This window comes from Nonomuraea sp. ZG12, from assembly GCF_052068115.1.
In the GTDB taxonomy this organism is placed as follows: domain Bacteria; phylum Actinomycetota; class Actinomycetes; order Streptosporangiales; family Streptosporangiaceae; genus Nonomuraea.
On the sequence record NZ_JBQHCW010000029.1, the window covers coordinates 65,863 to 90,723 of the forward strand.

General features: G+C 68.5%; 27 protein-coding genes and 1 pseudogene. 17 read left to right on the forward strand and 11 right to left on the reverse strand.

The features are described from left to right. Position 1: 1 nt before the first annotated feature. Positions 2–1,000, reverse strand: a complete 999-nt coding sequence (locus tag ACTMTF_RS42565) for a helix-turn-helix transcriptional regulator (protein ID WP_441115779.1) — start codon at positions 998–1,000, stop codon at positions 2–4. A 91-nt stretch (positions 1,001–1,091) separates the two neighbouring features. Between ACTMTF_RS42565 and ACTMTF_RS42570 the strand changes: the two genes are divergently transcribed. The 5 genes and pseudogenes from ACTMTF_RS42570 (at position 1,092) to ACTMTF_RS42590 (ending at position 4,781) form a co-directional block, all read left to right on the forward strand. Continuing rightward, positions 1,092–1,490: a VOC family protein gene (locus ACTMTF_RS42570; RefSeq protein ID WP_441115780.1), complete on the forward strand. Its 399-nt coding sequence runs from the start codon at positions 1,092–1,094 to the stop codon at positions 1,488–1,490. 282 nt (positions 1,491–1,772) lie between these two features. After that, positions 1,773–3,008, forward strand: a complete 1,236-nt coding sequence (locus ACTMTF_RS42575) for an epoxide hydrolase family protein (RefSeq protein WP_441115781.1) — start codon at positions 1,773–1,775, stop codon at positions 3,006–3,008. Positions 3,009–3,255: 247 nt separating this feature from the next. After that, positions 3,256–3,498, forward strand: a pseudogene (locus tag ACTMTF_RS42580) (IS5/IS1182 family transposase); the annotation flags it as partial. A 126-nt stretch (positions 3,499–3,624) separates the two neighbouring features. Then, positions 3,625–4,182, forward strand: coding sequence for a hypothetical protein (locus tag ACTMTF_RS42585; RefSeq protein ID WP_441115782.1), 558 nt, complete (start codon positions 3,625–3,627; stop codon positions 4,180–4,182). Positions 4,183–4,361: 179 nt separating this feature from the next. Beyond that, entirely contained in the window at positions 4,362–4,781 is a 420-nt protein-coding gene (locus ACTMTF_RS42590) for a DUF6442 family protein (RefSeq protein ID WP_441115783.1), read from the forward strand. Between the two features lie 102 nt (positions 4,782–4,883). On the opposite strand, the gene ACTMTF_RS42595 is transcribed toward ACTMTF_RS42590, so the two are convergent. Next, positions 4,884–5,663, reverse strand: a complete 780-nt coding sequence (locus tag ACTMTF_RS42595) for an NAD(P)H-dependent oxidoreductase (RefSeq protein WP_441115784.1) — start codon at positions 5,661–5,663, stop codon at positions 4,884–4,886. Between the two features lie 137 nt (positions 5,664–5,800). On the opposite strand from ACTMTF_RS42595, the gene ACTMTF_RS42600 reads away from it, so the two are divergent. Further along, positions 5,801–6,649 carry a helix-turn-helix transcriptional regulator gene (locus ACTMTF_RS42600; protein ID WP_441115785.1) on the forward strand — a complete coding sequence of 283 codons (849 nt, stop codon included), beginning with the start codon at positions 5,801–5,803 and terminating at the stop codon, positions 6,647–6,649. A gap of 111 nt (positions 6,650–6,760) precedes the next feature. On the opposite strand, the gene ACTMTF_RS42605 is transcribed toward ACTMTF_RS42600, so the two are convergent. Continuing rightward, on the reverse strand, positions 6,761–6,895 hold the full coding sequence (locus ACTMTF_RS42605) for a hypothetical protein (protein WP_441115786.1): 135 nt from the start codon (positions 6,893–6,895) through the stop codon (positions 6,761–6,763). Positions 6,896–7,157: 262 nt separating this feature from the next. Between ACTMTF_RS42605 and ACTMTF_RS42610 the strand changes: the two genes are divergently transcribed. From ACTMTF_RS42610 to ACTMTF_RS42635, 6 genes are all read left to right on the forward strand, one after another. Then, the gene (locus tag ACTMTF_RS42610; protein WP_441115787.1) at positions 7,158–7,487 is read left to right on the forward strand and encodes a PadR family transcriptional regulator; all 330 of its coding nucleotides are present in this window, start codon (positions 7,158–7,160) and stop codon (positions 7,485–7,487) included. 35 nt (positions 7,488–7,522) lie between these two features. After that, positions 7,523–7,903 (forward strand): DUF1048 domain-containing protein, encoded by a 381-nt coding sequence (locus ACTMTF_RS42615; protein ID WP_441115788.1) that lies wholly within the window; start codon positions 7,523–7,525, stop codon positions 7,901–7,903. Between the two features lie 11 nt (positions 7,904–7,914). Next, on the forward strand, positions 7,915–8,727 hold the full coding sequence (locus tag ACTMTF_RS42620) for an ABC transporter ATP-binding protein (RefSeq protein ID WP_441115789.1): 813 nt from the start codon (positions 7,915–7,917) through the stop codon (positions 8,725–8,727). Beyond that, positions 8,724–9,485, forward strand: coding sequence for an ABC transporter permease (locus ACTMTF_RS42625; protein ID WP_441115790.1), 762 nt, complete (start codon positions 8,724–8,726; stop codon positions 9,483–9,485). Before ACTMTF_RS42620 ends, ACTMTF_RS42625 begins: the two co-directional genes overlap by 4 nt. A gap of 208 nt (positions 9,486–9,693) precedes the next feature. Next, a complete protein-coding gene (locus tag ACTMTF_RS42630) occupies positions 9,694–10,902 on the forward strand; it encodes a cytochrome P450 (RefSeq protein ID WP_441115791.1) in 1,209 nt (402 codons plus the stop codon). A 345-nt stretch (positions 10,903–11,247) separates the two neighbouring features. Beyond that, complete coding sequence (locus ACTMTF_RS42635) at positions 11,248–11,544, forward strand: GNAT family N-acetyltransferase (protein ID WP_441115792.1); 297 nt, start codon at positions 11,248–11,250, stop codon at positions 11,542–11,544. A 159-nt stretch (positions 11,545–11,703) separates the two neighbouring features. Here ACTMTF_RS42635 and ACTMTF_RS42640 read toward each other — a convergent pair whose 3' ends face one another. From ACTMTF_RS42640 to ACTMTF_RS42650, 3 genes are all read right to left on the reverse strand, one after another. Continuing rightward, positions 11,704–12,225 (reverse strand): N-acetyltransferase family protein, encoded by a 522-nt coding sequence (locus ACTMTF_RS42640; protein WP_441115793.1) that lies wholly within the window; start codon positions 12,223–12,225, stop codon positions 11,704–11,706. A gap of 52 nt (positions 12,226–12,277) precedes the next feature. Continuing rightward, positions 12,278–13,009, reverse strand: a complete 732-nt coding sequence (locus tag ACTMTF_RS42645) for a VanZ family protein (RefSeq protein ID WP_441115794.1) — start codon at positions 13,007–13,009, stop codon at positions 12,278–12,280. 152 nt (positions 13,010–13,161) lie between these two features. After that, the gene (locus tag ACTMTF_RS42650; RefSeq protein ID WP_441115795.1) at positions 13,162–14,469 is read right to left on the reverse strand and encodes an aspartyl protease family protein; all 1,308 of its coding nucleotides are present in this window, start codon (positions 14,467–14,469) and stop codon (positions 13,162–13,164) included. A gap of 324 nt (positions 14,470–14,793) precedes the next feature. On the opposite strand from ACTMTF_RS42650, the gene ACTMTF_RS42655 reads away from it, so the two are divergent. The 3 genes from ACTMTF_RS42655 (at position 14,794) to ACTMTF_RS42665 (ending at position 17,453) form a co-directional block, all read left to right on the forward strand. Next, positions 14,794–15,702, forward strand: a complete 909-nt coding sequence (locus tag ACTMTF_RS42655) for a helix-turn-helix domain-containing protein (RefSeq protein ID WP_441115796.1) — start codon at positions 14,794–14,796, stop codon at positions 15,700–15,702. Between the two features lie 97 nt (positions 15,703–15,799). Continuing rightward, positions 15,800–16,684 carry a DUF2268 domain-containing protein gene (locus ACTMTF_RS42660; RefSeq protein ID WP_441115797.1) on the forward strand — a complete coding sequence of 295 codons (885 nt, stop codon included), beginning with the start codon at positions 15,800–15,802 and terminating at the stop codon, positions 16,682–16,684. A gap of 10 nt (positions 16,685–16,694) precedes the next feature. Next, on the forward strand, positions 16,695–17,453 hold the full coding sequence (locus ACTMTF_RS42665; RefSeq protein ID WP_441115798.1) for a MerR family transcriptional regulator: 759 nt from the start codon (positions 16,695–16,697) through the stop codon (positions 17,451–17,453). Between the two features lie 204 nt (positions 17,454–17,657). Here the strand turns inward: ACTMTF_RS42665 and ACTMTF_RS42670 are convergent, their stop codons facing one another. Next, entirely contained in the window at positions 17,658–18,908 is a 1,251-nt protein-coding gene (locus tag ACTMTF_RS42670) for a serine hydrolase domain-containing protein (RefSeq protein WP_441115799.1), read from the reverse strand. A gap of 150 nt (positions 18,909–19,058) precedes the next feature. Continuing rightward, positions 19,059–19,988 carry an NAD-dependent epimerase/dehydratase family protein gene (locus ACTMTF_RS42675; protein ID WP_441115800.1) on the reverse strand — a complete coding sequence of 310 codons (930 nt, stop codon included), beginning with the start codon at positions 19,986–19,988 and terminating at the stop codon, positions 19,059–19,061. A gap of 94 nt (positions 19,989–20,082) precedes the next feature. On the opposite strand from ACTMTF_RS42675, the gene ACTMTF_RS42680 reads away from it, so the two are divergent. After that, on the forward strand, positions 20,083–21,099 hold the full coding sequence (locus ACTMTF_RS42680) for a GlxA family transcriptional regulator (RefSeq protein ID WP_441115801.1): 1,017 nt from the start codon (positions 20,083–20,085) through the stop codon (positions 21,097–21,099). Positions 21,100–21,365: 266 nt separating this feature from the next. Here the strand turns inward: ACTMTF_RS42680 and ACTMTF_RS42685 are convergent, their stop codons facing one another. Further along, positions 21,366–21,839, reverse strand: a complete 474-nt coding sequence (locus ACTMTF_RS42685; RefSeq protein ID WP_441115802.1) for a MarR family winged helix-turn-helix transcriptional regulator — start codon at positions 21,837–21,839, stop codon at positions 21,366–21,368. A gap of 109 nt (positions 21,840–21,948) precedes the next feature. On the opposite strand from ACTMTF_RS42685, the gene ACTMTF_RS42690 reads away from it, so the two are divergent. Then, positions 21,949–23,055: an epoxide hydrolase family protein gene (locus ACTMTF_RS42690; RefSeq protein WP_441115803.1), complete on the forward strand. Its 1,107-nt coding sequence runs from the start codon at positions 21,949–21,951 to the stop codon at positions 23,053–23,055. Between the two features lie 30 nt (positions 23,056–23,085). Here the strand turns inward: ACTMTF_RS42690 and ACTMTF_RS42695 are convergent, their stop codons facing one another. Together ACTMTF_RS42695 and ACTMTF_RS42700 are read right to left on the reverse strand one after the other, a co-directional pair. Then, positions 23,086–23,550, reverse strand: coding sequence for a hypothetical protein (locus ACTMTF_RS42695; protein ID WP_441115804.1), 465 nt, complete (start codon positions 23,548–23,550; stop codon positions 23,086–23,088). Positions 23,551–23,690: 140 nt separating this feature from the next. Continuing rightward, entirely contained in the window at positions 23,691–24,821 is a 1,131-nt protein-coding gene (locus tag ACTMTF_RS42700; RefSeq protein WP_441115805.1) for a M20 family metallopeptidase, read from the reverse strand. Positions 24,822–24,861 lie beyond the last annotated feature (40 nt).

A 24,861-nucleotide genomic window follows, 5' to 3' on the forward strand; every position in this document is an offset into this window, starting at 1 on the left:
CCTACGCGGGCGAACTTCGCCGGGCCGATTGCGTGAGCCGGCCGGCGAGTGCCACGACGAGGTCACGGAGCTCGTCCGGTCGTTCGATGACGAACGGCAGGTCCAGCGACGCGAGCACGGCGGGCAACCAGTCGAGCCGTTCCGCCCGCAGTTCGACGCGGGACCAGTGCATGGGGTCCGACTCTGCGCCGTTCACCGACGACGGCTCCGCCACGGTCGCGATGCCGGCGGGAAGCCGGGTGCGGATCTGCTCGGCCGTCCCCTGGACCCGCAGAGTCACCTCGTACCGGTACGGAGTGGTGGCGAGCCCCGTCAGGACCCGCTCCGCCGCGTCGAATCCGTCGGGCGGCTCGAACGAGCCGGGCAGGGTCCTCGCACTCGCGATGCGATCCAGCCGGAACGTCCGGTCTTCGCCGATCGCGGGATCGGCGCCCGTCACATACCACCTGCCCGAGTGGGCGACGAGCCCGTACGGGTGCAACGTGCGTTCGCTGTGCCGGCCGTCGGCGGCGGTGTACCGGATCGAGATCGGCCGGTGGTGGCTCACCGCGTCGGCGATCGAGAGCAGGACTGCGGCCTCCGGGGCGGTCGGCTCACCGGCTGGAGCTGTGAAGGCGATGGAGCCGAGCACGGCGTCGAGTCTGCGACCGAGCCGCTCGGGCAGCACCCGCCGGATCTTCGCCGCTGCCGTCTCGCTCGCCGTGCCCGCGGCCGTCATCAAGCCGGCTCGGCGCCCTGCGACCAGGCCGAGCAGCACGGCAAGCGCTTCGTCGTCGCTCAGCATGAGCGGAGGCATGCGGTAACCGGAGGCGAGCCGGTAGCCGCCGTAGCGGCCGCGCACCGACTCGACGGGCACGTCGAGGTCGACGAGGTGGTCGACGTACCGCCGCACCGTGCGCTCGTCCACGCCGAGCCGGCCGGCGAGTTCGGCCACGGTCCGAATGCCTCCCGACTGCAGGAGCTCCAGCAGGGTGAGCACGCGAGCAATGGGCCGGGACATACCCAGAAGTCTCCCGCAGATACCGGGCGGATTCTGCCCGGTATACGGCGTAGCGTGCGGTCATAAGCACCGACCGACCAGGAGAGAACCCATGGAATTCGTCTCGATCCGCATCATCACCGGCGACGTCGCCCGCCTCGTCGACTTCTACGAGCGCGCCACCGCAGTGCGAGCGAGCTGGGCCAACGAGGACTTCGCCGAGCTCAGGACCGCCTCGGCCACCCTCGCGATCGCCGGCACCCGCACCGTCCCTCTGTTCGCGCCCGGCTCCGCTCACCCGGCCGACAACCGCAGCGTCATCATCGAGTTCCTCGTCGACGACGTGGACAGCGTGCACCAGAACCTGACCGGCTTCGTGGAGGACTTCGTCAACGAACCCACCACGATGCCCTGGGGCAACCGCGCGCTCCTGTTCCGCGACCCCGACGGCAACATCGTCAACTTCTTCACCCCCGTCACCCCAGCCGCCATCGAGAAGTTCGCCCGCTGACAACCTTCGGCAGGGGGCCTCGAATCACGGCGCGACGGCCGAGGGTCTCTGCCGCCTCCTCGTTTCACCGCCTGATCATCAGGCAGTAGGTGAGCAGCTCGTCGAACGTGAGGTGCTCCAGGGGGTGGAGACGGCTGGAGGTGCCCGAGTCCTCCTCGAAGACGACCGGGTAAACAGTCATTCGATCGTTGCCAACGAGCCGGGCGGCCGGAGAATTCTGGCGGAAGGCCATCACGGCTCGCCGCCCACCAGGCCGACGGCACACCAGTAAGGAACCACGAGATGAACACCCCGCCCGCTTTCCCCCTGAAGCCCGTTCCGATCCATGTGTCCGACGAGGTCCTCGATGACCTGCGCGCCCGTCTCACATCGACCCGTCCGCCGCTGGACGAGGGGAATGGGGACTGGTCGTACGGCGTCCCGGACAGCTATCTCCGTGAGCTGGTCGCCTACTGGCGGGACGGCTACGACTGGCGCAAGGCCGAGGCCACCATCAACGTCTACGAGCACTACCAGGTGAGCGTCGCCGGTGTCCCGGTGCACTTCATGCGCAAGCCCGGCCGGGGCCCCCGTCCGATCCCGTTGATCCTCACCCACGGCTGGCCGTGGACGTTCTGGCACTGGTCGAAGGTGATCGACCCACTCGCCGACCCGGCCGCGTTCGGCGGTGACCCCGCCGACGCCTTCGACGTCATCGTGCCCTCTCTGCCCGGCTTCGGTTTCCCCGGCCCGCTCACCGGCTTTCCGGACGTCAACTTCTGGAAGGTCTCCGACCTCTGGCACACCCTGATGACCGAGACCCTGGGGTACGAGAAGTACGCCGCCGGGGGCTGCGACATCGGCGGGATCGTCTCCAGCCAGCTCGGCCACAAGTACGCAGACGAGCTGTACGGCATCCACATCGGCTCCGGGCTGCCGCTCGACTTCTTCACCGGCCCCCGGGCCTGGGACTTCGCCCGGAATCGGCCCCTCACCGACGACCAGCCCGCCGATATCCGCGCTCGGATCATCGAGCTGGACCACCGCTCGGCGTCCCACCTCGCCGTGCACATGCTCGACGGCGCCACCCTGGCCCACGGGCTGAGCGACTCACCCGCCGGCCTGCTCGCCTGGCTGTTGGAGCGCTGGAACGCCTGGAGCGACAATGGCGGCGACGTCGAATCCGTCTTCACCAAGGACGACCTGCTCACCCACGCCACGATCTACTGGGTGAACAACTCCATCGCCACGTCGATGCGCTACTACGCCAACGCCAACCGCTATCCCTGGACCCCCGCCCACGACCGCACCCCGGTCGTGCAGGCCCCGGTCGGCCTCACCTTCGTCACATACGAGAACCCACCCGGCATCCACACCGCCACCGAGCGCGTCCAGGCGTTCAGGACCGGCCCGCAGGGCGACTGGTTCAACCACGTCAACGTCAACGCCCACGACCACGGCGGCCACTTCATCCCCTGGGAGAACCCCGACGCCTGGGTGAACGACCTGCGCCGCACTTTTCACGACCGCAGGCCCTGAGCGACCTCGCGGGCTCCTGCGACGACGGGCCCGGCGAACGTTGCCTGGCGAAGGCGTGTACGTCGCCTGACCGGCCCCAATCGCCCGCCACGCCACCTACCTGGGCACCTCCGCTCGCCCCCACCCTCCGCCGGGGGTGGGGGCGATGTTCCTGCGGTTCCCGCGCTGACGAGGCCTCTCCCCCACAAGACAGACACATGCTCCTTGATCACGGAGTTGCTACACTCTGCGATCATCCGGGGGACCAGTGCCTGCACTGCCATCATGGCTGACCGAGCCGCTGTGGGACCAATTCGCTGCTCTGCTGCCCTATCGCTCGGAGTTCGACCCGTCCCACCCGCTGGGCTGCCACCGCCGACGGGTCAGCGACCGGACCGTCTTCCACAAGCTGCTGCAACTTTCACGCTTCGGCTGTTCCTACGAGGCGATCGCCGTCGACGGCTCCATCACCAAGCCCTCAGGCGGCGGCGAAGTCGCCCAACGCCGACCATGACCCACCACCTGTTGTCTGCGCACCTCCAAGACTCCTCAAGTTCTGAGTCTGGGTCACGCCGTCGTATAACTGCGGCTCAGAGGCCGGATGTTCGCCATTGGCATCCGCTATAGGGTGGCCGCCATGCCGCCCAAGAGCTTCTACGACCTGGCCTTCGGGGTGTCCCCAGGCGGGGCCCGTAAGGACGCCCACTACGTCAGGGGCAGCCTCGACGAGATCAAGGCCGATCTGGCATATGAGCTCTCCGAGAGCATCAACGTGTACCTGCTGTGCTGGTACGGCGCGGAGCTGGCGCTGCATGTGTACGAGCGGGGCGAACGGGTGCACTCGATCGACATCCACCCGTTCATCACGGTCTCGGTCGACGGCTATCCGGACATCACCTTCCTTGGCTCAGGCAAGCCGACCGGATACAACACCGACACGGACGACCGGGACAACGTCGAGATGACGCTCTCTGACGGAATGTTCTCCGGGGAACTCGACGATGCGATCAAGGTCACCGTTGATTGGGACAGCGTCGACGTCCCGTCACTGGTCGGCGAGATCGCGGTGAAGAACGACTATGTGAAGCTCATCGAGAATCACCTCGACGGCCTCCACGATGACGATGACTTCGACGAGGACGAGCTGATCGATCAGGGCTATATCCCTTACGGATTCACCGACTTCGAGGCTTGAGCCACGTTCTCTGGGGCTCCCGTACAGGATCGACTGCAGCGCTTGTGGAAGACGGTCCGGTCGCTGACCCGTCGATCGCCGGTGTGCGAGCCGACCCAGGCTAGGTTAAAAATTATTGACATCATGTCGGGACTGTTTTACCTTCGGCATGTCTAGTTTTTCGTACATGGGAGCGGGACATGTCCTCCGAGGAGAAGCGCACCTGGATCTCTGCTTTGGTCGGCGTCGTCGTCCCGGTCGCCTACCTGGCGACCGTCCTGTCCAAGGTGCCGGGTGCGGACGTGGTGAGGATCGCCTACGTAGGGCCGATGCTCACCTCGATCGGCGTCGGGATCGGCGCGGGCATCGTCCTGGCCGTCGTGGCCGCCATGGCCTCGCCCAAGGACGCGGACAGAACCGACGAGCGCGATCGGGAGATCAACCGGCGGGGTGAGTACGTCGGGTTCTACGTCATGAGCATCGCCGCGATCGTGCCGCTGGTCCTGACGATGGCGAAGGCCGAGCACTTCTGGATCGCTCATGCGCTCTACCTGGCGTTCGTCCTGGCCGCACTGGCCTCGTCGGTGGTGAAGATCGTCGGGTACCGGCGGGGCTGGTAGCCAGCTGAAGCGTTGCCTTGATTCACGTATCAGTAGCCCGAACCGTCTCACTTCACCAGGCGAACCACGTCAGGTCAGCATCCGCGTCCTCCATCGCCGGCGTCAGCCGCGTACGTGCAGCCTGAAACCCGTGCGGCCCGCGGGCTCCAGCCCTTCCTTCAGGTGCAGTGAGGGGATCTCGTAGTCACCGAAGTTCTGCCGCCGGAACGCGATCGGCTCAGTCGACTCCAGGGTGAGCAGGCGCTGCTCCCACGCCTTGGCGACGTCCGAGTAGTCCTCACCGGTCATCCGGTCGGCGCCGTACAGCACGAACGGCGGCAGCACCTCGATGCCCGGGTAGTAGAGGATGCCGTGGTGGATCGGGAACAGCAGATCGTCGATGGGACCGTTGATCCCGCGAGCGGCGTAATGCGACTCCGGGCCGCCGGCGGTCACCGACAGCAGGGCCTTCCTGCCCGCGAGGGTGCCTTCGCCGAAGCGCTCGCCGTACCTGGTGTCGCTGTGCTCGCCGACGCCGTACGCGAAGTTGTAGGTGAACACCCGGTCCACCCAGCCTTTGAGGATCGCGGGCATCGTGTACCACCACAGCGGGAACTGGAAGATGATCGTGTCGGCCCACAGCAGCTTCTCCTGCTCGGCGAGAACGTCCGGGGTGAGCGTCCCGGCGTCGAAGGCCCGGCCCGAGTCCAGGGCGACCTTCAGCGGACTCGAGGCTTCGGGGCCGTAGTCGGCTGCGTCCACGACCGCCTTCCAGTTCATCGCGTACAGATCGCTCACCCGTACCTCGTGCCCGGCGGTCTCCAATGTGGACACCGCCAGGTCCTTCAGCGAGCTGTTGAGGGACTTCGGCTCCGGGTGGGCGTAGACGATCAGCGTCTTCATGGGGCTCCTTCGAATCGGGTGCCTTCGATTCTGGGCGCCGCGGCGCCCGGCATTCAGGGGCGCCTCTTCCATCGGACGGGACTTCCTGGTAACGGCAGGACCACCTTCACCGGCACCACCGAGGCCATACTGAGGGCATGGACGATCTCGCGGGCTTCCTGCGGACCCGGCGTTCCCGGGTCGACCCGGCGGCCGTCGGCATCCCCACCGACAGCCGCCGCCGGGTCGAAGGGCTGCGCCGCGAAGAGGTCGCGCACCTGTCCGGAGTCAGCGTCGACTACTACGTACGCCTGGAGCAGGGCCGCGCGACCCAGCCCTCCGAGCAGGTCCTCGACGCGCTCGCCCGCGTCCTCGGCCTCGACGAGACCGAACGCGGGCACCTCTACCGGCTCGCCCGGCAGCGCCGCCGCCGCGCGAAGGCACCGGGCGGGCGGGTCCGGCCTGAGCTGCTGCGTGTCCTCGACCTGGTCGCCGACGCCCCCGCGATGATCGTGGACCACCGCCTGGACGTGCTCGCCGGGAACCACATCGCCGGGCTCCTCTACGGCCGGCCGATGCCGGGCCTGAACACCGCCCGGCACATCTTCCTTGAGGAGGCCGAGCGCGGCCTTTACGCGGACTGGGAGAAATGCACCCTCGACGTGGTCGGGCACCTGCGCCTGGCCGCCGGCAAATACCCCGACGACCCCCGCCTGGCCTCGCTCATCGGCGAGCTGGCGATGGGCAGCGAGCGCTTCCGCCGCCTCTGGGCCCGCGCTGACGTGCGCGCCCGCACCCATGGACGCAAGGCGTACCGGCATCCGCTGGTCGGACTGCTGGAACTGCACCAGGAGAACTTCGCACTACCGGAGGAGTCAGGCATGGAGCTGCTGGTGCTGTCCGCGGCCCCCGGCAGCCCCGCCGAGGACGGGCTGCGCCTGCTCGCGGGCCTGGGCGCGGACAGTGGCGACGCGCATCCCACCGTGAACGCTCAGGTCCACGAGTAACTCAACGGCCCCATCCACCGCCGGGAACGCCTCAACGCTGACGATTTTCCGGTCCCCGGCTTCGATGGCGGTGTCCAGGTGCCTGATCAGTGCCCTCTGAAGTCATGCCCTTTACAATGTAGATTCATAGCTCCACTCGATCACCACATCATTGATCGCGTGTTGATTTCCGTGCCACATCAGTGCAGGGTCCGCGTGGGCCAGCCCCTTGCGCCGCTCCCCCGCCTGCCCGGCGCGCAGCAGCACTGACGGACCTCCTCCCCCACGTCCGCGCCTGTCGCCGACAAGGTGCCGCCCTTGACTGACGACCGCAGCGTGCTGGTCCCGCACATCCACCCGGCGCACGCGGCGTCCGCACGGCGATCGACGACCGACGCCGGCACTCACGTCCGGTCGGGCCCCTCCTCAGCCCGGCCCGCCTCAGCTATTCAGTGTTGCTATGTACCAGTAGTCAGTGTTACTTTGTACCAGTAGTAAGCAACGCTAGGTACCTGAAGAGGGGTGTTCCATGGGCAAGCAGTTGACGGAGATGCTCAAAGGAACGCTGGAGGGCATCGTCCTGGCGATCCTGTCCGGCCGGCCCGCGTACGGCTACGAGATCACGGCGTGGCTGCGGGATCAGGGCTTTCCCGACATCGCCGAAGGCACCATCTACGCGCTGCTGGTCAGGATCGAGCGGCGCGACCTCGTCGCCGTACAGAAGGTCCCGTCGGAGAAGGGCCCGCCGCGCAAGGTGTACTCCCTCAACGCTCACGGACGGGAGTACCTCGACGAGTTCTGGAGGACCTGGAGCTTCCTCGCAGAACGTCTCGAACAGCTCCGCGAAGGAGGCAGGTAGGCATGGACGCAGGGTCGAACGAGCCGAAGAGAGGCTTGCTGCAGTACCTGGAGGTGGTCACCGGGTCGCTGGAGGGCAAGAAGCGCTGGCGGCAGTACAAGGCGCGCGTCAAAGCGCTTCCCGAGGACTATCGCACGGCAGCCGAAGCGCTGGAGCGGTACCTGATGCACTTCGGGCCCGGGGACGGCGCCGACGCGGCGTCGATGTTCGACGACCTCGCCGACCTGTTCGAGCGGAGCGCCGCGGACGGCACCCCGATCCGCGAGATCTTCGGGCAGGACCCCGTGGCTTTCGTCGAGGCGTTCATGCAGAACTACTCCGCCGGCAGCTACATCCGCCGCGAGCGTGAACGCTTCACCAGCGCCATCGCCCGCGCCGCCGGCGAAGACACCGGGAAAGACGAGAGGACCCTTTGATGACAACTTCGATGACAACGCAGGACGTGATCCAGGTGCAAGGCCTGGAGAAGTCGTACAAGGACCTGCGGGTGCTGCGCGGCGTGGACTTCACCGTGGCGCGGGGCAGCATCTTCGCCCTGCTCGGCTCGAACGGGGCGGGCAAGACCACGGTGGTGAAGATCCTGTCCACGCTGCTCAAGGCCGAGACCGGGACCGCCCGCGTCCACGGCTACGACGTCGCCACGCAGGCCGCGGACGTACGCGAGTCCATCAGCCTCACCGGGCAGTTCGCCGCCGTCGATGAGATCCTCACCGGGCGGGAGAACCTGGTGCTGGTCGCCCGGCTACGGCACCTCAAGAATCCGGGCAAAATCGCCAATGATCTGCTGGAGCGGTTCTCGCTGACCGACGCGGGCGCGCGGAAGGCGTCGACGTACTCGGGTGGCATGCGACGCCGCCTGGACATCGCGATGAGCCTCATCGGCAGCCCACCGGTCATCTTCCTGGACGAGCCGACGACCGGACTCGACCCCCAGGCCCGCATCGAGGTGTGGCAGGCCGTCAGAGAGCTCGCCGACCACGGCACAACAGTGCTGCTCACCACGCAGTACCTGGACGAGGCCGAACAGCTGGCCGACCGGATCGCGATCCTCCACCAGGGCCGGATCATCGTCAACGGCACCCTGGCCGAACTCAAGCAACTGCTGCCGCCCGCCAAGGTCGAATACATCGAGAAGCAGCCGACCCTCGAAGACGTCTTCCTCGCCCTCGTCGGCGCCGACGGCAAGGACGGCGACGCCGGCAAGCACCACATCGCAGTGACAAGTGAGGGGCCACGATGAGCAAGCATTTCCTCGGTGACACCACCGTCCTGCTGGGACGGTCCCTGCGCCACATCGCGCGCAGCCCGGACACCATCATCACGACCGCGGTCATGCCGGTCGCCATGATGTTGATGTTCGTCTACGTGTTCGGCGGCGCGATCAGCACCGGCTCCAACTCCTACGTGAACTACCAGCTGCCCGGCATCCTGCTCATCACGGTCGCCTCGGGCATCGCCTACACCGCGTTCCGGCTGTTCATGGACATGAAGGGCGGCATTTTCGAACGCTTCCAATCCATGCCGACCGCCCGCTCATCGGTGCTGTGGGCGCACGTGCTGACCTCGCTGGTCGCCAATTCGATCTCGCTCGTCGTGGTCGTGCTCGTCGCCCTGCTGATGGGTTTCCGCTCGTCGGCGGCACCGCAGGCGTGGCTCGCGATCGCCGGCATCCTGATCCTGTTCACCCTGGCGCTGACCTGGATCGCCGTCATCCCCGGCCTGACCGCCAAGACGATGGAAGGCGCGAGCGCGTTCTCCTACCCGCTCATCTTCCTGCCCTTCCTCAGCTCGGCCTTCGTGCCCACCGACACCATGCCCGGCCCCCTGCGCGCCTTCGCCGAACACCAGCCGGTGACCTCCATCGTCAACACCATCCGCGCCCTGTTCACCCAGCAACCGGTCGGCACCGACCTCTGGATCGCCCTCGGCTGGTGTGCCGGCATCCTCATCGTGGCCTACGCCTTCGCCATGAGCACCTACCGCCGCAAAATCTCCTGACCTGCTGCTGGACAAGCCCGTCCTGGCCCGGATCAGCGCGGCGGACAGGCTCATCGCGGCGCGACTGCCATGACCAAGAGCAGCCCCGTGAGTGGACCACCCGGAGCACGTACAGCGGCCGCTGTTCGATACCCCTGCGAGTTCGGCACCGCCGACAGTTCATCGCGGCTGCAGGAGAACACGCACCACAGCGAAACGAGGAACAGTCATGAATGAATCCCTCCACACCCTTGAGACGATGCCGACCGCGCGTCAGTCCGGCTGTCCCTTCGACCCGCCGGCGGAGCTGGTCGAGGCCCGTGAGCACGGCCCGATCAGCCGCTTCCCCTTCCCGGACGGGCACCAGGGCTGGCTGGTCACCGGCTACGACCTGGTCCGGTCGGTCCTGGCCGACCCCCGGTTCAGCTCCCGCAGGGAGCTCATGCGCCATCACCCGACCATCGACATGGGCGACTTCGAGGTCCCGCCGGCGCCTCCCGGTGAGTTCCTGCTGATGGACGAGCCGCAGCACAGCCGCTACCGCAAACCGCTGGTGGGCAAGTTCACCGTACGGCGGATGCGGCTGCTCACCGAGCGCGTCGAGCAGATCACCGCCGAGCACCTGGACGCCATGGAGAAGGCCGGGCCGTCGGCCGACCTGGTGACCGCGTTCGCCAAGCCCATCCCCGCCATCGTCATCTGCGAGCTGCTGGGCGTCCCGTACGCGGACCGAGGCCGCTTCCAGGACAACATCGACAAGTTCCTCGGCGGGGAAGTCACCGACGAGGAGCTGATCGCGGCCTACACCGCGACCCAGCAGTACCTCGCCGAACTGGTGGCCGCCAAGCGCGCCGATCCCACAGACGACGTGCTCAGCGACCTGCTCGACAGCGACCTCACCGACGAGGAGCTGCAGGGGATGGCCCTGATCCTGCTGTCGGCCGGGTTCGACACCACCGCGAACATGCTCGCGCTGGGCACCTTCGCCCTGCTGCAGAACCCGGAGCAGCTGGCTGCACTGCGCGCCGACCCCACACTCACCGACGGGGCCGTGGAGGAGCTGCTGCGGTATCTGACCGTCGCCAGACAGTTCCAGAGGGTCGCGCTGGAGGACATCGAACTGGGCGGCCACACCATCAAGGCCGGCACGACGATCATCCTGTCGCTGAGCACCGCCAACCGCGACCCTGAGCGCTTCACCGCCCCCCACACGCTCGACGTACGCAGGCAGGACGGCGGCCACCTGGCCTTCAGCCACGGCATCCACCAATGCCTGGGCCAGCAGCTGGCCCGCGTCGAGATGCGCGTCGCACTCCCCTCGCTGCTCAACCGCTTCCCCACCCTGCGCCTGGCCGTACCGGCCGAAGAGGTCGCCCTGCGCCCGGAGACCGCCGACATCTACGGAGTCAAGAGCCTCCCGATCACCTGGGACGCCTGACCGCAAGCGCGCGTCCGGCCGCCGAGGGCTCCATCCCCCTCTCCAAACACGTACTATCGCATCGAGGAACGGCGATGAATGCATCCCTCCACACCCGGACCCGGCCGCCGCGGGCCCTTTGGCCAGTGGGCTGGGCGTGCGATGGGGATGAGCGCCTTCTGCTGCGGCACCGATGAGGCCGAGGCGGTCGCGACACGATCTCCATGCTCACCGCCTCCACGACACCCAGCCGTTCTCAACTCGCCCTGGGCGCTACCCTCTGACCCGACGACTACCGTCGCTGCGGCCCAAGCACTGACCACCACATACCTGAGGACGAAGATGAGCGACTCCCGACCGCACACCATGCGCATCGTCGACAATGCCGATGCCAACAGGTATGAGGCATACGTCGACGATAAGCTGGCCGGCTTCGCGGAGTACATCCGCACCAAGAACCTCATCGCCTTCGTCCACACCGAAGTGGAGGAGGCCTATGAGGGTCAAGGCATCGGGGGAGCACTCGTGCGTACATCGCTCGACGCTGCCCGGGCCGCCGGGGCGCCGGTCCTTGCCGTCTGCCCCTTCTACACCGCCTGGATCGCCCGGCACCCCGAGTACGGGGAGCTGGTGTACACCAATAGGAGCCGAGTGCGTGACTGATGACCGTACACAGTTCCTATCGCAGGAATCGCGGCACGGACAGATGCCGGCGACGGGTCAGCCGTACGCGCGGACCCGCCCGGTCACCAGCGATCCGATCATCCGCCACAGCAGGTCCGGCCAGTGCGTGGTGACCAGGCAGCCAACTTGGTCCGATCGTCACAGGCCAGAGCCGGGCACGGTTCGTTCGAGCTCCACCAGGACGATCGGAGGGCCCTCGCCGAAGTCGTGGTCGTGTCGCCTGCCGGTCTCGCCGAAGCCGTTCTTGGCGTAGAAACGGCGTGCCTGGTCTGAATCCCGAAGCGTCCACAGATGCACTCGGTCATAGCCGGCCTCCCGCAGCCGGTCCAAGGTGGCGGCCAGCAAGGCCGCCGCGAGGCCGCGGCCCCAGACCTCTGGGTGGGCGAAGAAGGTGTGGATCTCCGCGAGGCCGGGGCGGGAGGAGGCGGCCCCGAAGCGGGCGAAGGCCCCTGGGAGATCGTCCAGGAGCGCGAGCAGGATCGTGTCCTGGCCTTCGGCCAGGATGGCGTCCCACTTGGTGCGCCGCTCCTGGATACCGGCGGCAGCGACCTTCGACGTGCACAACGGGCCGTGCGACATGCCCCAGGAGATCGCGTGGATCTCGCCGAGGACGTCCCCGTCGCCGGGCCCCGCCTCGCGGATAGTGATCATGCCCTGCATGGAGGAGACTCTACGCGGTGGCGTCGAGGGGTGAGCCTCGCGGTCACGCACCTCACCCCTGCCGGTGATTTCCGTCGTGGCGGAGTGCTCCTGGTGAGGGCCGCTTGGGCCGCACCGGCCTCCCGACGACGTGAACGGCCCCTACGCCGTCGCCCTCGCCGCCCAGAGATTCGTCACACGGCTCCGGTTCCGTGAGGGAGGTGGCGGAGCCGGGTGCCGGGGTCGATCGAGGACGATCTGACGACGCTCCGGCCGTAGTGCGCCACCAGCGGCGCGACGCCAGCGCGGCCAGCCCGGCGCCGGCGGTGTTGAGCAGTACGTCGTCCACGGAGGACACCCGGTCCAGCCGCAGAACGTACTGTGCGGACTCGAGCAGGACCGAGCAGCCCGCCGCGAGCGCCAGGATCCGCAGGACCGACGTCAAGGCCACGAACCGCAGCGGGGCGAGGAACCCCAGTGCCGCGAACACCAGCAGGTTGCCGACGATCTGGCCCGTCGCCCCGTCGGCCAGGATCGCGTGCAGGTCCCGCAGCGGCACCAGACTCACCCGACCGGGGACTTCGCCGGCCTGGCCGCCCGGCAACATGATCACCCATACCCACGGCACCGTCCCGTAGACGATGCCGACCTCGGCCAGCGACGTGCGCCACGCCGGCGTGGCGCCGGTGACACTCCGACGGCGTGCCCGAACCCACACCGCCAGTGCGGCCAACGGCAGTACGGCCACCGTGATGACTGCCACGCCGGTGAACGTACCGACCCAGCCGTGCCACCCGTTGATCACGCTTCCTCCACTTCCGCCCGAACCCCGCGAAGTATCCCCGCAGGTCAGAACGATCTCTTCGATGTCGCGAGGGATATGGGGGCGTCCGGCTCGCCCTTACCACGCGACCGTACGAGCCGGCAGCTCCCGTGCCGCCCGTGCGGTCGCGGCGATCAGGTGGCCTTGCCGCGGGCGACGTAGAGGTTCATTCCGGTGAAGTCGAGGGTGATGTTGTTGGGCTTGTGGAAGCTGTGGAAGAAGGCGGCCGGCACGTCGAACCCGTTGGGGGCCAGCGGTGAGCTCGGGTTCGTGTAGCAGTAGACCTCCTTGGCGACGGCGTCGCCCAGGCGGATCTCCTTCGGGTAGCAGGGGTAGGTGACGGCTGGGTGGCTGTGGGCGAAAGTCTCGACCGGGCGGTCGTGGTCGATGCGGATCCGCAACTGATTGGCCGCTTCCCCGTTCACGACCGCGGCGACCTCGCTGTGTCCGCCGAAGAGCACGCCCACCACCCGTGCGCCGGAGTCGGCGACGCCGGCGATGCTGCCCCTGCTGTGGAGCGCGTGCTCACGGGCCAGCCACATCGGCAGGCGCTCGCCACCAGCCCGTTTCGCGGCGGCGCGTGCCTTGTCAGCCGCTTCGGGGGTGCTGCGCCGCAGGATCAGCTGCCGGCCCGCGTAGTCGAAGGTGGTCAGCAAGTGGTAGAAGACCCACATGCCGATCATGCCGTCGTGGTCGGTGTCGACATCTCCGCCCGACTCCCACTCCGACCAGCCCACGGGGATGTTGCGCAGCTCGATGCCACCCAGGTTGAAGGACTCCAACACCCCGAAGTACTGCCAAATGGTGCCGTCCAGGAACTCGATCTTCTGCTTGGTCACGGGGCTCAGCCCGGCCTCCTTGGCCACCGTCGCGGACAGGCTCAGCCACGGGGCACCGGTGTAGAACGTGAAGCGCTTCGGCGGTCCGCCGTTGACCGAGGCCTCCACCAGCGGCATCGGGTCCATCTGCTGCCATGGCAGCCGCGCGGTGTCGCCGTGGATCTGATACGGCTCGCCGCGGACTGCCGCGAACCATTGGGCGTAGGTTTCCTCGCCGGCTGCTTGCCAGTGTGGTACGGAGAGGGAGAGTTTGTCCTGCCGGATGTAGCAGTCGCCCAGGAACTGGTTGGTGTCCTTGTCGTCGGGCGCCAGCTGAATGGCCATCTTGAGGTATTTCTCGGCGTCGGGGAACTGGTTGGCCAGCAGCCCGACATGGCCTCGCTGACGGGCCGCGTGCAGGTTCGTGGGGTTCTTCTTCAGGATCTCCTCATAGGCGCGACCGGCCTGCTCGAACTTCCCGGCCTTGAACAGCGCGTCCGCGTCACCGCCGCCGGCTCGCGCCGTGGCCGCCCCGCCTGACAGCGGCGCGGTCGCGGCCGCACCGGCCAGTACGGCGGCGCCCCGCAGCAGCGAACGCCGATCCCAGTCTCCGTCATCAGCCATGTCCGTCTCCTTTTCATGATCACCTTCGCCGTGACTTCCTGTCCGGCGGACGGTCGCCGCAGCTCCGCCCGCCGACCCCGTCCACTGTCGGCCAGCCGTATCCTCGCCTCGTCCGCGCCGTGTCATGGTCGTGTCACGCCCGCGACCGACGGTGGCACCCGTCGAGATCCATATCGACCGCGCGGCTTCTCCGGCACCACCCGCCACAACTGCGCCGGCTTCGATCAGGCCCTCGCCGCCGTGTGAACAGGCAGAGGCTGATTCAGCTGAGATCTCCGACCAATCGCTTGACGTTCCACCAGGTGGAAGGTGCAGATTCAAGCCATGAACGACGTGACGGGTCTTTACACGATCGGGCAGCCGGCGCAGCGTACGGGTCTACAGGCGCGCACGATCCGCTTCTGGTCCGACAGCGGCGTTGTCCCGCCGGTCCAGAGGTCGGAGGGCGAGTACCGGCTCTATGACGCGGAGGCGGTCGCGCGACTGGACCTGGTCCGGACACTTCGCGATCTCGGGCTCGGTCTTGACGCCATCCAGCATGTGCTGGAGGAGCACGCCACGCTGAGCGAAGTGGCGGACCTCCACGTCAAAGCGCTCGACGCCGAAATCCGCACCCTGCAGCTACGCCGGTCCGTCTTGCGCATTCTCGCCAACCGTGACAGCTCGACCAAGGAGATCGCATTGATCAACGCGCTAGCCCGACTCTCGGCTCGGGAACGCCAGCAGATCATCGACGACTTCGTCGACCGCGCGTTCGCCGACGTCGTCGATGAGGACGCCGCGCTCGTCGCGGAATGGATGCGTGACCTCCCGTCCGATCTCCCGGAAGACCCGACCTCCGAACAGATCAACGCGTGGGTGGAGCTGGCCGAGTTGGCGGGTGACGAGAGCTTCCAGCAGACGGTCCGGCGGATGGTCCTCAGTGGCGAGGAGAACAACCGCTTGGAGTACGGCCTCGATCTCCGGCCCCTGGTCCTGGAGCACGCAGGCGCCGCTCTGTCGCGTGGGATCGCGCCGGAGTCGGCCGGGGCGAGCCTGATCCTCAAGCGGATCATCCCCTACGACCTGTCCGGTGAGGAGACCGCCGCCCTGATCACCTGGCTGGGCATGGTCGCCGAGCCCCGAGTGGAGCGGTACTGGCAGCTCCTGAGCCTCCTCAAGGGCCAGAAACCATCCCCACCGGCGGTCCCGGCCTTCGCCTGGCTGCTGGCCGCACTGCACGCACACCGCTGATCCCCCCGCCAGCCGGCGCCGCTCACCTGCGGCGCCGACTCAAGCAGAGCGCCGCTGGTTTGACCTTGACGCTGCGTCAACTTCTAGCATCGGGGCCATGTCGATCACTGTTCTTGACACCTACTCCGCCATGCGGCGGATCCTGCTGGCCCCGGTCGCGGACCGCGTTGACCTGCTGCGTTCGATGCTGGAGGCCAACAGGGGCATGTACCGCTACCAGCCCGGCGAGGTCGACCTGGTGGCCGTACACCTCGAAACGTCCGGGTTCCCCATCGACCGCGACGAGGAGCGTTGCCTCGACGCGCTCGAAACCCTGGCGGCGGCCGGGGCGTGGAAGCGGATGCAACGCGCGCTCGACGACGCTCTCGCCGTACTGCTGGAGGCGACACCGGGGCTGGAGGCCCCGGACATCACCGTGCTGTTCGTCCTCGGCGATCCGGGTGACGAGCACTTCATGGGTCCTTGCAAAGGATTGACCGGGTTCGGTGGCATCTCGGGCCACATCGCCATCACGTTCTGGCCCTTCCCCGAGAACGTGGAGCGGCTGGAGGCCACCGCCGCGCACGAACTGCACCACAACCTGCGGTGGGGCCCGGGCGGGGTTGTGTGGGACCCGATGACCGTCACGGTCGGCGAGCACATCGTCGGCGAGGGCTTGGCCGACGCCTTCGCCCGGCAGCTCTACGGCGACGAGCTCGGCCCCGCCCGCATCGGCGTGCCGCACCGGCACGACGACGAGGTCTTCAGCAAGGTGCTCACCGGTCTCGACGTGACAGGCATGCAGAACTTCACCGCCTGGGTGCACGGCGACCCCAGCGCCGAGCGCTTCGGCCTCACCCCGGTGGGCCTGCCGATGGGCGCCGGATACGCCGCCGGCAACCGGCTGGTCGACACCTACCTGGCGGCGACCGGGCAGACGGCGGCGCAGGCCCTGCACGCCGAAAGCTCGGAGATCATCGCGACCACGCTTCGCCGCGGGTAACACTGGAACGATGGAGTGGACGATCCAAGAGCTCGCGACGAGGGCCGGCATCACCAGCCGCACCCTGCGGCACTACGACCGCGTCGGGCTCCTGGCCCCGTCCCGGGTCGGCGCGAACGGCTACCGCTACTACGACGCCACCGCGGTCGCCCGGCTCCAGCGGATCCTGCTCATGCGCCGGCTCGGCATGGGCTTGCCTGCCATCGCCAAGGTCCTGGCGGACGATGTGGACGCGTACGACGGGCTGCGCGTCCACATCGCCGCGCTGGAGGAGGAACGGGACCGCATCGACCGGCAGATCCGCTCGGTGCGGCACACGCTCGAGGCCCTGCAGGCGGGGGCGGAACCGCGGATGGACGTCATGCTGGCGGGGTTCAACGACCATTACAAGGACGAGGTGATCTCACGCTGGGGCGAGCGCGCGTTCCAGGTGAGCAACGACTGGTGGCACGGCAAGACCCTTGACCAGCAGTTGGCCTGGAAGCAGGACACCGAGGACCTCGTCGCCGCTTGGGTCGCCGCGGCGAGGGCCGGGATCTCTCCGGCCTCGGCGCGTGCCCAGGCGCTGGCAGCCCGGCACATCCGGTGGCTGACCCAGATCCCCGGCACGCCCACGGCGGACGGCGATCGGGAACTGTCGATCGCGATGGTGCAGGGCCTCGGGGACATGTACGTCGACGATCCCCGCTTCACCGGCATGTACGACGACGCCGCGGGGGCGACGTTCGTCCGCGACGCGCTGCACACGTACGCGCGGACTCAGATGTAGCTCGCGAGCCCGCGCGGAGTGGTCCTGCCCGGCGCTCGACGGCCGGTCAGCGCGGCACGGGGGTAGACCGGCCCCGCCCAGGACGCGTGATGTGCCCGAGCGAGGCCGCGCCCTGCATGAGTCCGGCCTCCCCCGGCCGGAAGCGGAACCGTACAAGCGCGCAGGAGATGCCCGGTCTCACCGCTGCCCGCTGCGCGTCGCCGGTCACGGCGTGGCCGTGCCCCCGTCCACGCCGATCGCCGGGAGCGGCCGCGCCGCCTTGGTCGCCGCTCCCGCGTCAGGCCCGCACGCCGCCTCCAGCAGGTGGTTCCCGATCGCGAAGTCGATGGCGTGCGTGACGGGACTGCCGTTCTCGTCGAGCTCCTGGTAGTTCCTCAGGTTGGTGCCGAAGGCGAACTGGTGGTCGCCGTCGGCGCTGGAGAACGCGAAGGTCTGCATGCCGGGGATGCTCCCGTCGTGCCCCCAGAACCTGCCGCACGGCAGGTCGAGGGGGTAGATCCCCAGACCGTAGTCGAGCACGACGCCCGAGAACGACCGGATGGGCACGGTCTTCTGCATCTCGGCGAGCAGAGTCGCGTCGAGCAGTTCGCCGCGCAGCAGCAGCCGGAAGAAACGGTTGAGGTCCTCCATCGTCGAGGCGACCGCACCCGACGTCCAGGCCCAGGACATGTTGTAGACGCTGTAGTCCTTGGGCGGGTCGAAGAGCCCGAACAACGCCTCGTACGCCTTGGAGTTCGGCCCAGGGAGGTACGGCGTACGCGGGAACGACGTGTGCCGCAGCCCGGCCTTCCGGAAGACGTGGTCGGTGATGTATCGCTCGGCACTCGTGCCCGTCACCTTCTCCAGCAGCAGGCCGGCGATGACGAAGTTCGTGTTCGAGTACGCCCCGGGTGTCACCCCCGGCTGCCCGGTCGCGGGGGCGCCGATCCCCGCCCGCGCCAGTTCCTCCGGCGGGAAGGCGCGGAAGCGGTTGGCGTCCAGGCTCTCGATCGTCGGGAAGATCGCCTCGGTGTGGTTGGCGATGTGGCTGGTGTGGTCGAGCAGCATGCGTACGGTGATCTGCTGCCCGCGCTCACCCGGGATCAGATCAGGCAGGTAGCGGCCGATGGGGGCGTCGAGCTCGATCGTGCCCTTGCCGACCTGCTGTAACACGGCCACGGCGACGAACGACTTGGTGATGCTCCCGGCCCGGTGCACCATCTCGGGACGCATCGGGCGGCGGGTCTCGACGTCGGCGACGCCTGCGGCGCCCTTCCAGCTCCGCCGGCCGTCCACGACGTTCGCATAGATGCCGTACATGCCTGCCTCGTGCACGGCGTCCAGCGTCTGGCGCAGCCGCTGCCGGTCGAGGCCGCCGTCCTCGGCGGCGGCCACGGGTCCCGCCGCGAGCAGCGCGGCGGTCAGGGTCGCGGCTCCCAGCCGCGAGGCGAACGTGCTGAATCGACGAATGGTCATGCCGCCCAGCATGAGCGTTCCGCTCGGCGGAGGTCAGTGCGCAGTGTCACAGATCCCGTATGACAGAAGTCAGCGCCCGGGCCGGCCGAGGCGGCCTCAGCATCGCACGTACGCCGAGCTACCGCCCGAGGCCGACCGCATGACACCCTGTCAGTTGCTCGCCCCAGACGTCTGGGCCGCCATTTCGCGCAGTACGTCGTCGATGGGGGTGGGCGTGACGCCGAGGGTCTTGCGGGCCGCGGACGCGTCGAGGATGTTCGGCCGGTCGTACAGGTACAGCATCTCGGGGAACTCGGCCATGATCGAGTCGGTGCGTCCGATCTCTGCCAGCTCGTGCGACGGCATGTGGCGCAGCCGGGGAGCGGGTGTGCCGGCGGTCGAGGCGAGGCGGCCGGCGAGTTGGCGCACCGAGATGTCGGACGTGGACGGCACGTGCCAGTCCCGTCCCCACGACTCCTCGTGTCGGGCGGCGGCGATGAGCGTGCGCGCCGCGTCTCCGGTGTAGGTCCAGCTGTGCGGCGCGTCCAGATCTCCGGGATACGCGGCAGGCGCGCCGGCCAGCACCTGCGGCCCGATCATCAAGGTGAACGGCGAGTAGGCGCCGGCCCCGAGGAAGTCACCGGCCCGGACTTCCGTGACCCGCACACGGCCCGCCTCGTGAGCGGCGCGGGCGTCGTGCCACATCTCGGCCCGGACCTGACCCTTGCGGCTGGTCGGCGCCATCGGCAGCCCTTCGACGACGGGTCCGTCGACGGGCCCGTACCCGTAGGTGTTGCCGAGCATGACGTAGTCGGCGCCGCTGCGTTCGACGGCCGACAGCAACGCGGCGGCCAGCGGTGGCCATTCGGCAGGCCAACGGTCATAGGGCGGCATCGCGCAGTTGAACACCACCGTCGCCCCGGCGGCCAGTTCGGTCAGGCGGGCGGCGTCGCTCGCATCGGCCGGCAATCGTTCGATCAGCGGATGAACCGGGCCGCTCCCGCGCCGGGTGACCAGGCGCACCCGCTCGCCCTGATCGGCCAGCAGGCGGGCAAGGGCGGATCCGGTGGCTCCAGCGCCCACGATGACGTACAAGGACATGATCTTCTCCTCTTTCAGGCGTGCGCCACCACCCTGCACCGCGGCTGATCGGTAAGGTAGTGGCCCGAGTGCCAGACATCAGGAGGTTCGGGCCATGCATCGCGTCGCCGTCATCGCCGTTCCGCCGGCCACGACGTTCGACCTGTCCATCCCGGAACTGGTGCTCGGTGAGACGACCGTGAACGGCTGCCCCGGCTACGTCGTGCGCTTCTGCACCGCCGAGCCCGGCGTCGTCGCCGGCAACGGCGGCCTCGGCATCACGGTCCCGAACGGACTGGAGATCGTCGAGGACAGCGACACCGTCATCGTCACCGGAACCGGCGCCCGCGACGACATCGACCCACGCGTCCTGCAGGCCCTGCGCCGCACCGCGGCCGCCGGCAGACGCATCGCCTCGATCTGCACCGGAGCCTTCGTCCTCGCCCAGGCCGACCTGCTTGAGGGCCGCAGCGCCACCACCTACTGGGCCAAGTCGGAGGAGTTCCGCAGCCGCTTCCCGTCGGTCGATCTGCGCCCGGACGCGCTCTACGTCGAAGACGGCAACGTGCTGACCTCCGCCGGCCTGTCCGCCGGCATCGACCTGTGCCTACACCTGGTACGTAGCGACTACGGCGCGGCCACGGCCAACGCCGTGGCCCGCCTCGTCGTGGCCGCGCCGGTACGTCCCGGCGGGCAGGCCCAGTTCATCGCCTCCCCGCTGCCGCCCGAGAACGGCACCTCGCTCGCCGCCACCCGGGCATGGGCGCTGGAGAGACTCCCCGAGCCACTCACCCGGGCCGAACTGGCGGCCCATGCCCGCACCAGCGTCCGCACCCTGACCCGCCGTTTTCACGCCGAGACCGGCCTGAGCCCGCTGCAATGGCTGCTCCACCAGCGGATCGAGCTGGCCAAGGAATTGCTGGAGAGCACGGACCTGCCCATGGAGCGGGTGGCGCAGCGCAGCGGCCTGGTGACCACCGACTCCCTGCGCCAGCACATGTCACGCCGGACCGGCCTCACGCCCAGCGCCTACCGGGCCGCCTTCACACGACGGGCGGCACCGCGCACCCGCGTGAGCAGCCCACCACAGCCACAGGCCGGTGGCGATCAGCTTCCGGGACGTGATCGGTAGCGTATGCAGGCCGCCGGCGAAGCGGCGCGGTGACCGCAGCCGGGTCCGGCTCGCCCTCCCGATGCGCACGGTCGAGCCGTCCCTGCGAGGCGATCGCCGAAGCTTCCTGGACATGGTCGAGGTCCTGATGGTCACGACGCTGATCAGCACCCCGAAGCGGTCCGCCGGCAAGCAGCGCCAGTCCACGCGGCCTCGGATGGAGAAGGCATCGCGGCTGTTCTCGCGTGGCGGGCGGACCTCAACTCCTGACGGCCTCCGCGATCCGGTCAGCGCCAGGGCTCTTCGGAGGTGCCGGTTCGCCGGTTGTGGTGATCCAGCAGCCTGGACAGCATCTCGGTCAGCACCTGCCGTTCCTCGGGTGACAGCGGAGCCAGCAGTTCGTCCTGGCACTCGGCCAGCCGCTTCTCCAGCCGCCGCAGTTGCCGCTTGCCCGCTGAGGTCAGCGAGACGATGTTGCGTCGCCGGTCGGAGGGGTCCGGGGCGCGCTCGACCAATCCCCGATCGGCGAGTTCGTTGATCGTGGCGACCATGTCGCTGAGGTGGATGCCACTACGGCGGCCCAGCGCGGCCTGGCTGGCCGGGCCGGAATCCTCGAGCGTCGCCAGCAGGCGGTAGTGGTAGCCGCGGGCACCGACGGCCGCGAACCCGTCCCCCAGCAGGCGGTGCGCATGGCCGGCGGCCTGGCCGAGCAGCCAGCTCGGCAGCCCCTCCCACCGGGCGGGCGTCTCCTCGGTCTCCATACGACAAGTCTAACGAGTCGTTTGGCGCACTAATGATGTATCGTTAGTGCCATAAACGTTTGGTATCCAAACGTTTGCAAGATCAATGAATTCTGCCTGGAGTGAGACCATGATCAAGCCGTTCCGCATCGACATCCCCCAAGCCGACCTCGACGACCTGGCCGACCGGCTCGCCCGCACCCGCTGGCCCAACGAGGTCGCCGACGCCGGGTGGGACTACGGCTTCCCGCTGGCGCGGCTCAAGGAACTGGCCGAACACTGGCGCACCGGCTACGACTGGCGCGAGCATGAAGCCGAACTCAACGAGCTTCCGCACTTCACCACCGAGATCGACGGCCAGAACATCCACTTCGTTCATGTCCGGTCGTCGAAACCGGACGCGCTCGCGCTGATCCTCACCCACGGCTGGCCCGGTTCGTTCCTGGAGTTCCTCGACGTGATCGAGCCGCTGTCGCGCGACTTCCATCTGGTGATTCCGTCCATCCCGGGTTTCGGCTTCTCCGGGCCGACCCACGAGCGCGGCTGGGACATCGTCCGGATCGCGCGGGCCTGGGCCGAGCTGATGCGCCGTCTCGGGTACGAGCGCTATGGCGCGCAGGGTGGCGACTTCGGCTCGGGCATCTCCACGACACTCGGCGCGGTGGCACCCGAGCAGGTCGTCGGAGTGCACGTCAACTACCTGCCGACCCGGCCGGTCCCGGACGCCGACATCGAGCTGTCCGAAACGGATGAAGCTCGGCTGGACAAGGTGCGGCAGCTGATGGCCAATCGTCCGCCGTACCAGGCTCTGCAGGCCACCACCCCACAGACCATCGGCTACGCGCTGACCGACTCACCGGTCGGCCAGCTGGCCTGGATCGCCGAGCGCTTCGCACACTGGACGGACCCACGCTCGCAGATCAGTGACGAGCGGATGCTCACCGACATCTCGCTGTACTGGCTGACCGCCACCGCGGCTTCCTCGGCGCGGCTGCACCGCGACGCTTCGCGGCGGAATGACCCGTGCCCGGTACCGGTGGGCGTGGCGGTGTTCGCGCACGACATCACGCAGTCGGTGCGACCGCTGGCCGAGCGGCTCTACGACATCAAACACTGGTCGGAGTTCGAGCGCGGCGGCCACTTCGCCGCGATGGAAGTGCCGGAACTGCTCGCCGAGGATGTCCGGGACTTCTTCCTCACCCGCATCAAGGACGACCACCGGGTCGCCACCCGCTAGAAGACACGGCCTCCTTGCCCGGGCCCGCGGTCAGACGGTCTCACCGAGCTGTTCGGCCAGCCGCTCCAGGCCACCCTTGATGAGCCGCCCGTACTCGTCGTCGCCAAGTACGCCGATCCCGGCCCGCGCCTGCTGGAAGTGTTCGCGGGCGCGGCCGAGATCGTCCAGCTTGCGATAGCACTCACTCACGTTCAGGTGCAGCGACGGATACAGGCCGGCCACCGAAAGCGGCACACCGGCTTGGGCGACCCGTTCATCAGTGATCAGTTCGACGGCGGCAAGCGCTCGCAGATCCCACATCAGCTCCTGGTGCACGTCGTCCTGCACATCGGCCATCGAGTGGGCAAGGACACACACATGCAGCGGGTCGCCTTGCTCGCCGCCGATGTCGTCCCAGATCTGCGCGAACAACTCGCGTGCGGCTTCACGCTGACCTTGGTGGTGATGTAACTCCACCCCCTGGCCGATCCGGGCCATCGTCGGGTCGGCGGTCATCAGCGGCTCCTCCACCGTCGCAGGCGATCGCGGGCAGTCTACTCGCCTTACACGGCTCGACGATCTTTGTCGGCGGCTCGGCCGTCCTGAACCCGAGCCACCGTGATCGGCCCGCCCGGTGCCCGCACGGCGGAGCGTTGTCACCAGAGCATGAAGGGTAGTGCGGCGAACACGCGTGCGGCGTCGACGAGCTCGCTGACGCTGATCCGTTCGTCGGTCTGATGCATCAGGCCGACGTCACCCGGCCCGAATATGACCGTCGGGACGCCGGTCGGCGGCTGCAGCACCGAGGCGTCGGTGAAGAAGCTGACGCCGCCGATCTCCGGGCGGTGTCCCAGCACCGCCTCCGCCGCGCCCTGAACCGCGGTGACCAGCGCGTCATCGGGTGACGTGGCGACGGGCGCCCGGTCGTAGGTCAGCTCGACCGTGGCCTCGAAGGCGGGGTCGCGGTGGGCAGCGTCCGCCAGTACGGCCTCGAAGCGCGCGGCTATCTCCCGATGATCCTGCCCGGGAACCGTTCTGATGTCGAAGTCCACGGTGCAGGCGTCGGGCACCACGTTCACCGCGCTGCCCCCGCTGATCACGGTGGCCGCGGACGTGGAGCCGGTGAGCAGCGGATGCGGCGGCCCGGAGACGTCGACCGCGGCCAGTTCGGGCAGCACCCGCGCCATGTTCATGATCGCGTTGACGCCCAGGTCCGGACGCGAGGCGTGGGCGCCGGCGCCGTGGACGACCACCCGCAGCCGGGCACAGCCCTTGTGCGCGACGACGACCCGCAGCCCGGTTGGCTCCCCCACGACCATCCAGGTGGCCTCAGCCATGCCACCGGCGGCCAGCAGGTGCCGCGCCCCCGCGCAGTCGACCTCCTCACCGACCAGCGCGCACAGCACGACATCGCCGGGCGGCCGAACGCCGGACCGGTGTATCGCGATCAATCCGGACAGCATCGCCGCGAGGCCGCCCTTCATGTCCACCGAGCCGCGCCCCCACAGCAGCCCGTCGGCCACCTCCGCGCCGAACGGGTCCCGCGTCCAGGGCGCCGACCCGACCGCGACCGTGTCCAGATGTCCGCAGTACAGGAAGGTGCGTGGGTCGGCCCCGGATCCCGGCAGGCGGACGGTGACGTTGGTCCGCCCGGCCGCGATCTCATCCGTCGTCACCCGCAGGCCCGCGCCGCCGGCCGCCTCCGCCAGCACCCGCGCGACCTGCGCCTCGTTCCCGGGCGGATTGCACGACTCGACCCGGACAAGCCGCTGGGCGAGGAGTACCACCTCGTCACCGTCGACAGCCGTCGCAGGGCCGTCACCGACA

Excerpts from the sequence above, each read along its gene's own strand:
- ACTMTF_RS42650 (WP_441115795.1), bottom strand. The coding sequence starts at position 14,469 with ATGGCTGATGACGGAGACTGGGATCGGCGTTCGCTGCTGCGGGGCGCC.
- ACTMTF_RS42610 (WP_441115787.1), top strand. The coding sequence starts at position 7,158 with ATGGGCAAGCAGTTGACGGAGATGCTCAAAGGAACGCTGGAGGGCATC.
- ACTMTF_RS42675 (WP_441115800.1), bottom strand. The coding sequence starts at position 19,988 with ATGTCCTTGTACGTCATCGTGGGCGCTGGAGCCACCGGATCCGCCCTT.
- ACTMTF_RS42690 (WP_441115803.1), top strand. The coding sequence starts at position 21,949 with ATGATCAAGCCGTTCCGCATCGACATCCCCCAAGCCGACCTCGACGAC.
- ACTMTF_RS42640 (WP_441115793.1), bottom strand. The coding sequence starts at position 12,225 with ATGCAGGGCATGATCACTATCCGCGAGGCGGGGCCCGGCGACGGGGAC.
- ACTMTF_RS42590 (WP_441115783.1), top strand. The coding sequence starts at position 4,362 with ATGTCCTCCGAGGAGAAGCGCACCTGGATCTCTGCTTTGGTCGGCGTC.
- ACTMTF_RS42660 (WP_441115797.1), top strand. The coding sequence starts at position 15,800 with ATGTCGATCACTGTTCTTGACACCTACTCCGCCATGCGGCGGATCCTG.
- ACTMTF_RS42695 (WP_441115804.1), bottom strand. The coding sequence starts at position 23,550 with ATGACCGCCGACCCGACGATGGCCCGGATCGGCCAGGGGGTGGAGTTA.
- ACTMTF_RS42665 (WP_441115798.1), top strand. The coding sequence starts at position 16,695 with ATGGAGTGGACGATCCAAGAGCTCGCGACGAGGGCCGGCATCACCAGC.
- ACTMTF_RS42680 (WP_441115801.1), top strand. The coding sequence starts at position 20,083 with ATGCATCGCGTCGCCGTCATCGCCGTTCCGCCGGCCACGACGTTCGAC.
- ACTMTF_RS42625 (WP_441115790.1), top strand. The coding sequence starts at position 8,724 with ATGAGCAAGCATTTCCTCGGTGACACCACCGTCCTGCTGGGACGGTCC.
- ACTMTF_RS42685 (WP_441115802.1), bottom strand. The coding sequence starts at position 21,839 with ATGGAGACCGAGGAGACGCCCGCCCGGTGGGAGGGGCTGCCGAGCTGG.
- ACTMTF_RS42565 (WP_441115779.1), bottom strand. The coding sequence starts at position 1,000 with ATGTCCCGGCCCATTGCTCGCGTGCTCACCCTGCTGGAGCTCCTGCAG.
- ACTMTF_RS42630 (WP_441115791.1), top strand. The coding sequence starts at position 9,694 with ATGAATGAATCCCTCCACACCCTTGAGACGATGCCGACCGCGCGTCAG.
- ACTMTF_RS42655 (WP_441115796.1), top strand. The coding sequence starts at position 14,794 with ATGAACGACGTGACGGGTCTTTACACGATCGGGCAGCCGGCGCAGCGT.
- ACTMTF_RS42570 (WP_441115780.1), top strand. The coding sequence starts at position 1,092 with ATGGAATTCGTCTCGATCCGCATCATCACCGGCGACGTCGCCCGCCTC.
- ACTMTF_RS42575 (WP_441115781.1), top strand. The coding sequence starts at position 1,773 with ATGAACACCCCGCCCGCTTTCCCCCTGAAGCCCGTTCCGATCCATGTG.
- ACTMTF_RS42585 (WP_441115782.1), top strand. The coding sequence starts at position 3,625 with ATGCCGCCCAAGAGCTTCTACGACCTGGCCTTCGGGGTGTCCCCAGGC.
- ACTMTF_RS42635 (WP_441115792.1), top strand. The coding sequence starts at position 11,248 with ATGCGCATCGTCGACAATGCCGATGCCAACAGGTATGAGGCATACGTC.
- ACTMTF_RS42620 (WP_441115789.1), top strand. The coding sequence starts at position 7,915 with ATGACAACGCAGGACGTGATCCAGGTGCAAGGCCTGGAGAAGTCGTAC.
- ACTMTF_RS42595 (WP_441115784.1), bottom strand. The coding sequence starts at position 5,663 with ATGAAGACGCTGATCGTCTACGCCCACCCGGAGCCGAAGTCCCTCAAC.
- ACTMTF_RS42600 (WP_441115785.1), top strand. The coding sequence starts at position 5,801 with ATGGACGATCTCGCGGGCTTCCTGCGGACCCGGCGTTCCCGGGTCGAC.
- ACTMTF_RS42670 (WP_441115799.1), bottom strand. The coding sequence starts at position 18,908 with ATGACCATTCGTCGATTCAGCACGTTCGCCTCGCGGCTGGGAGCCGCG.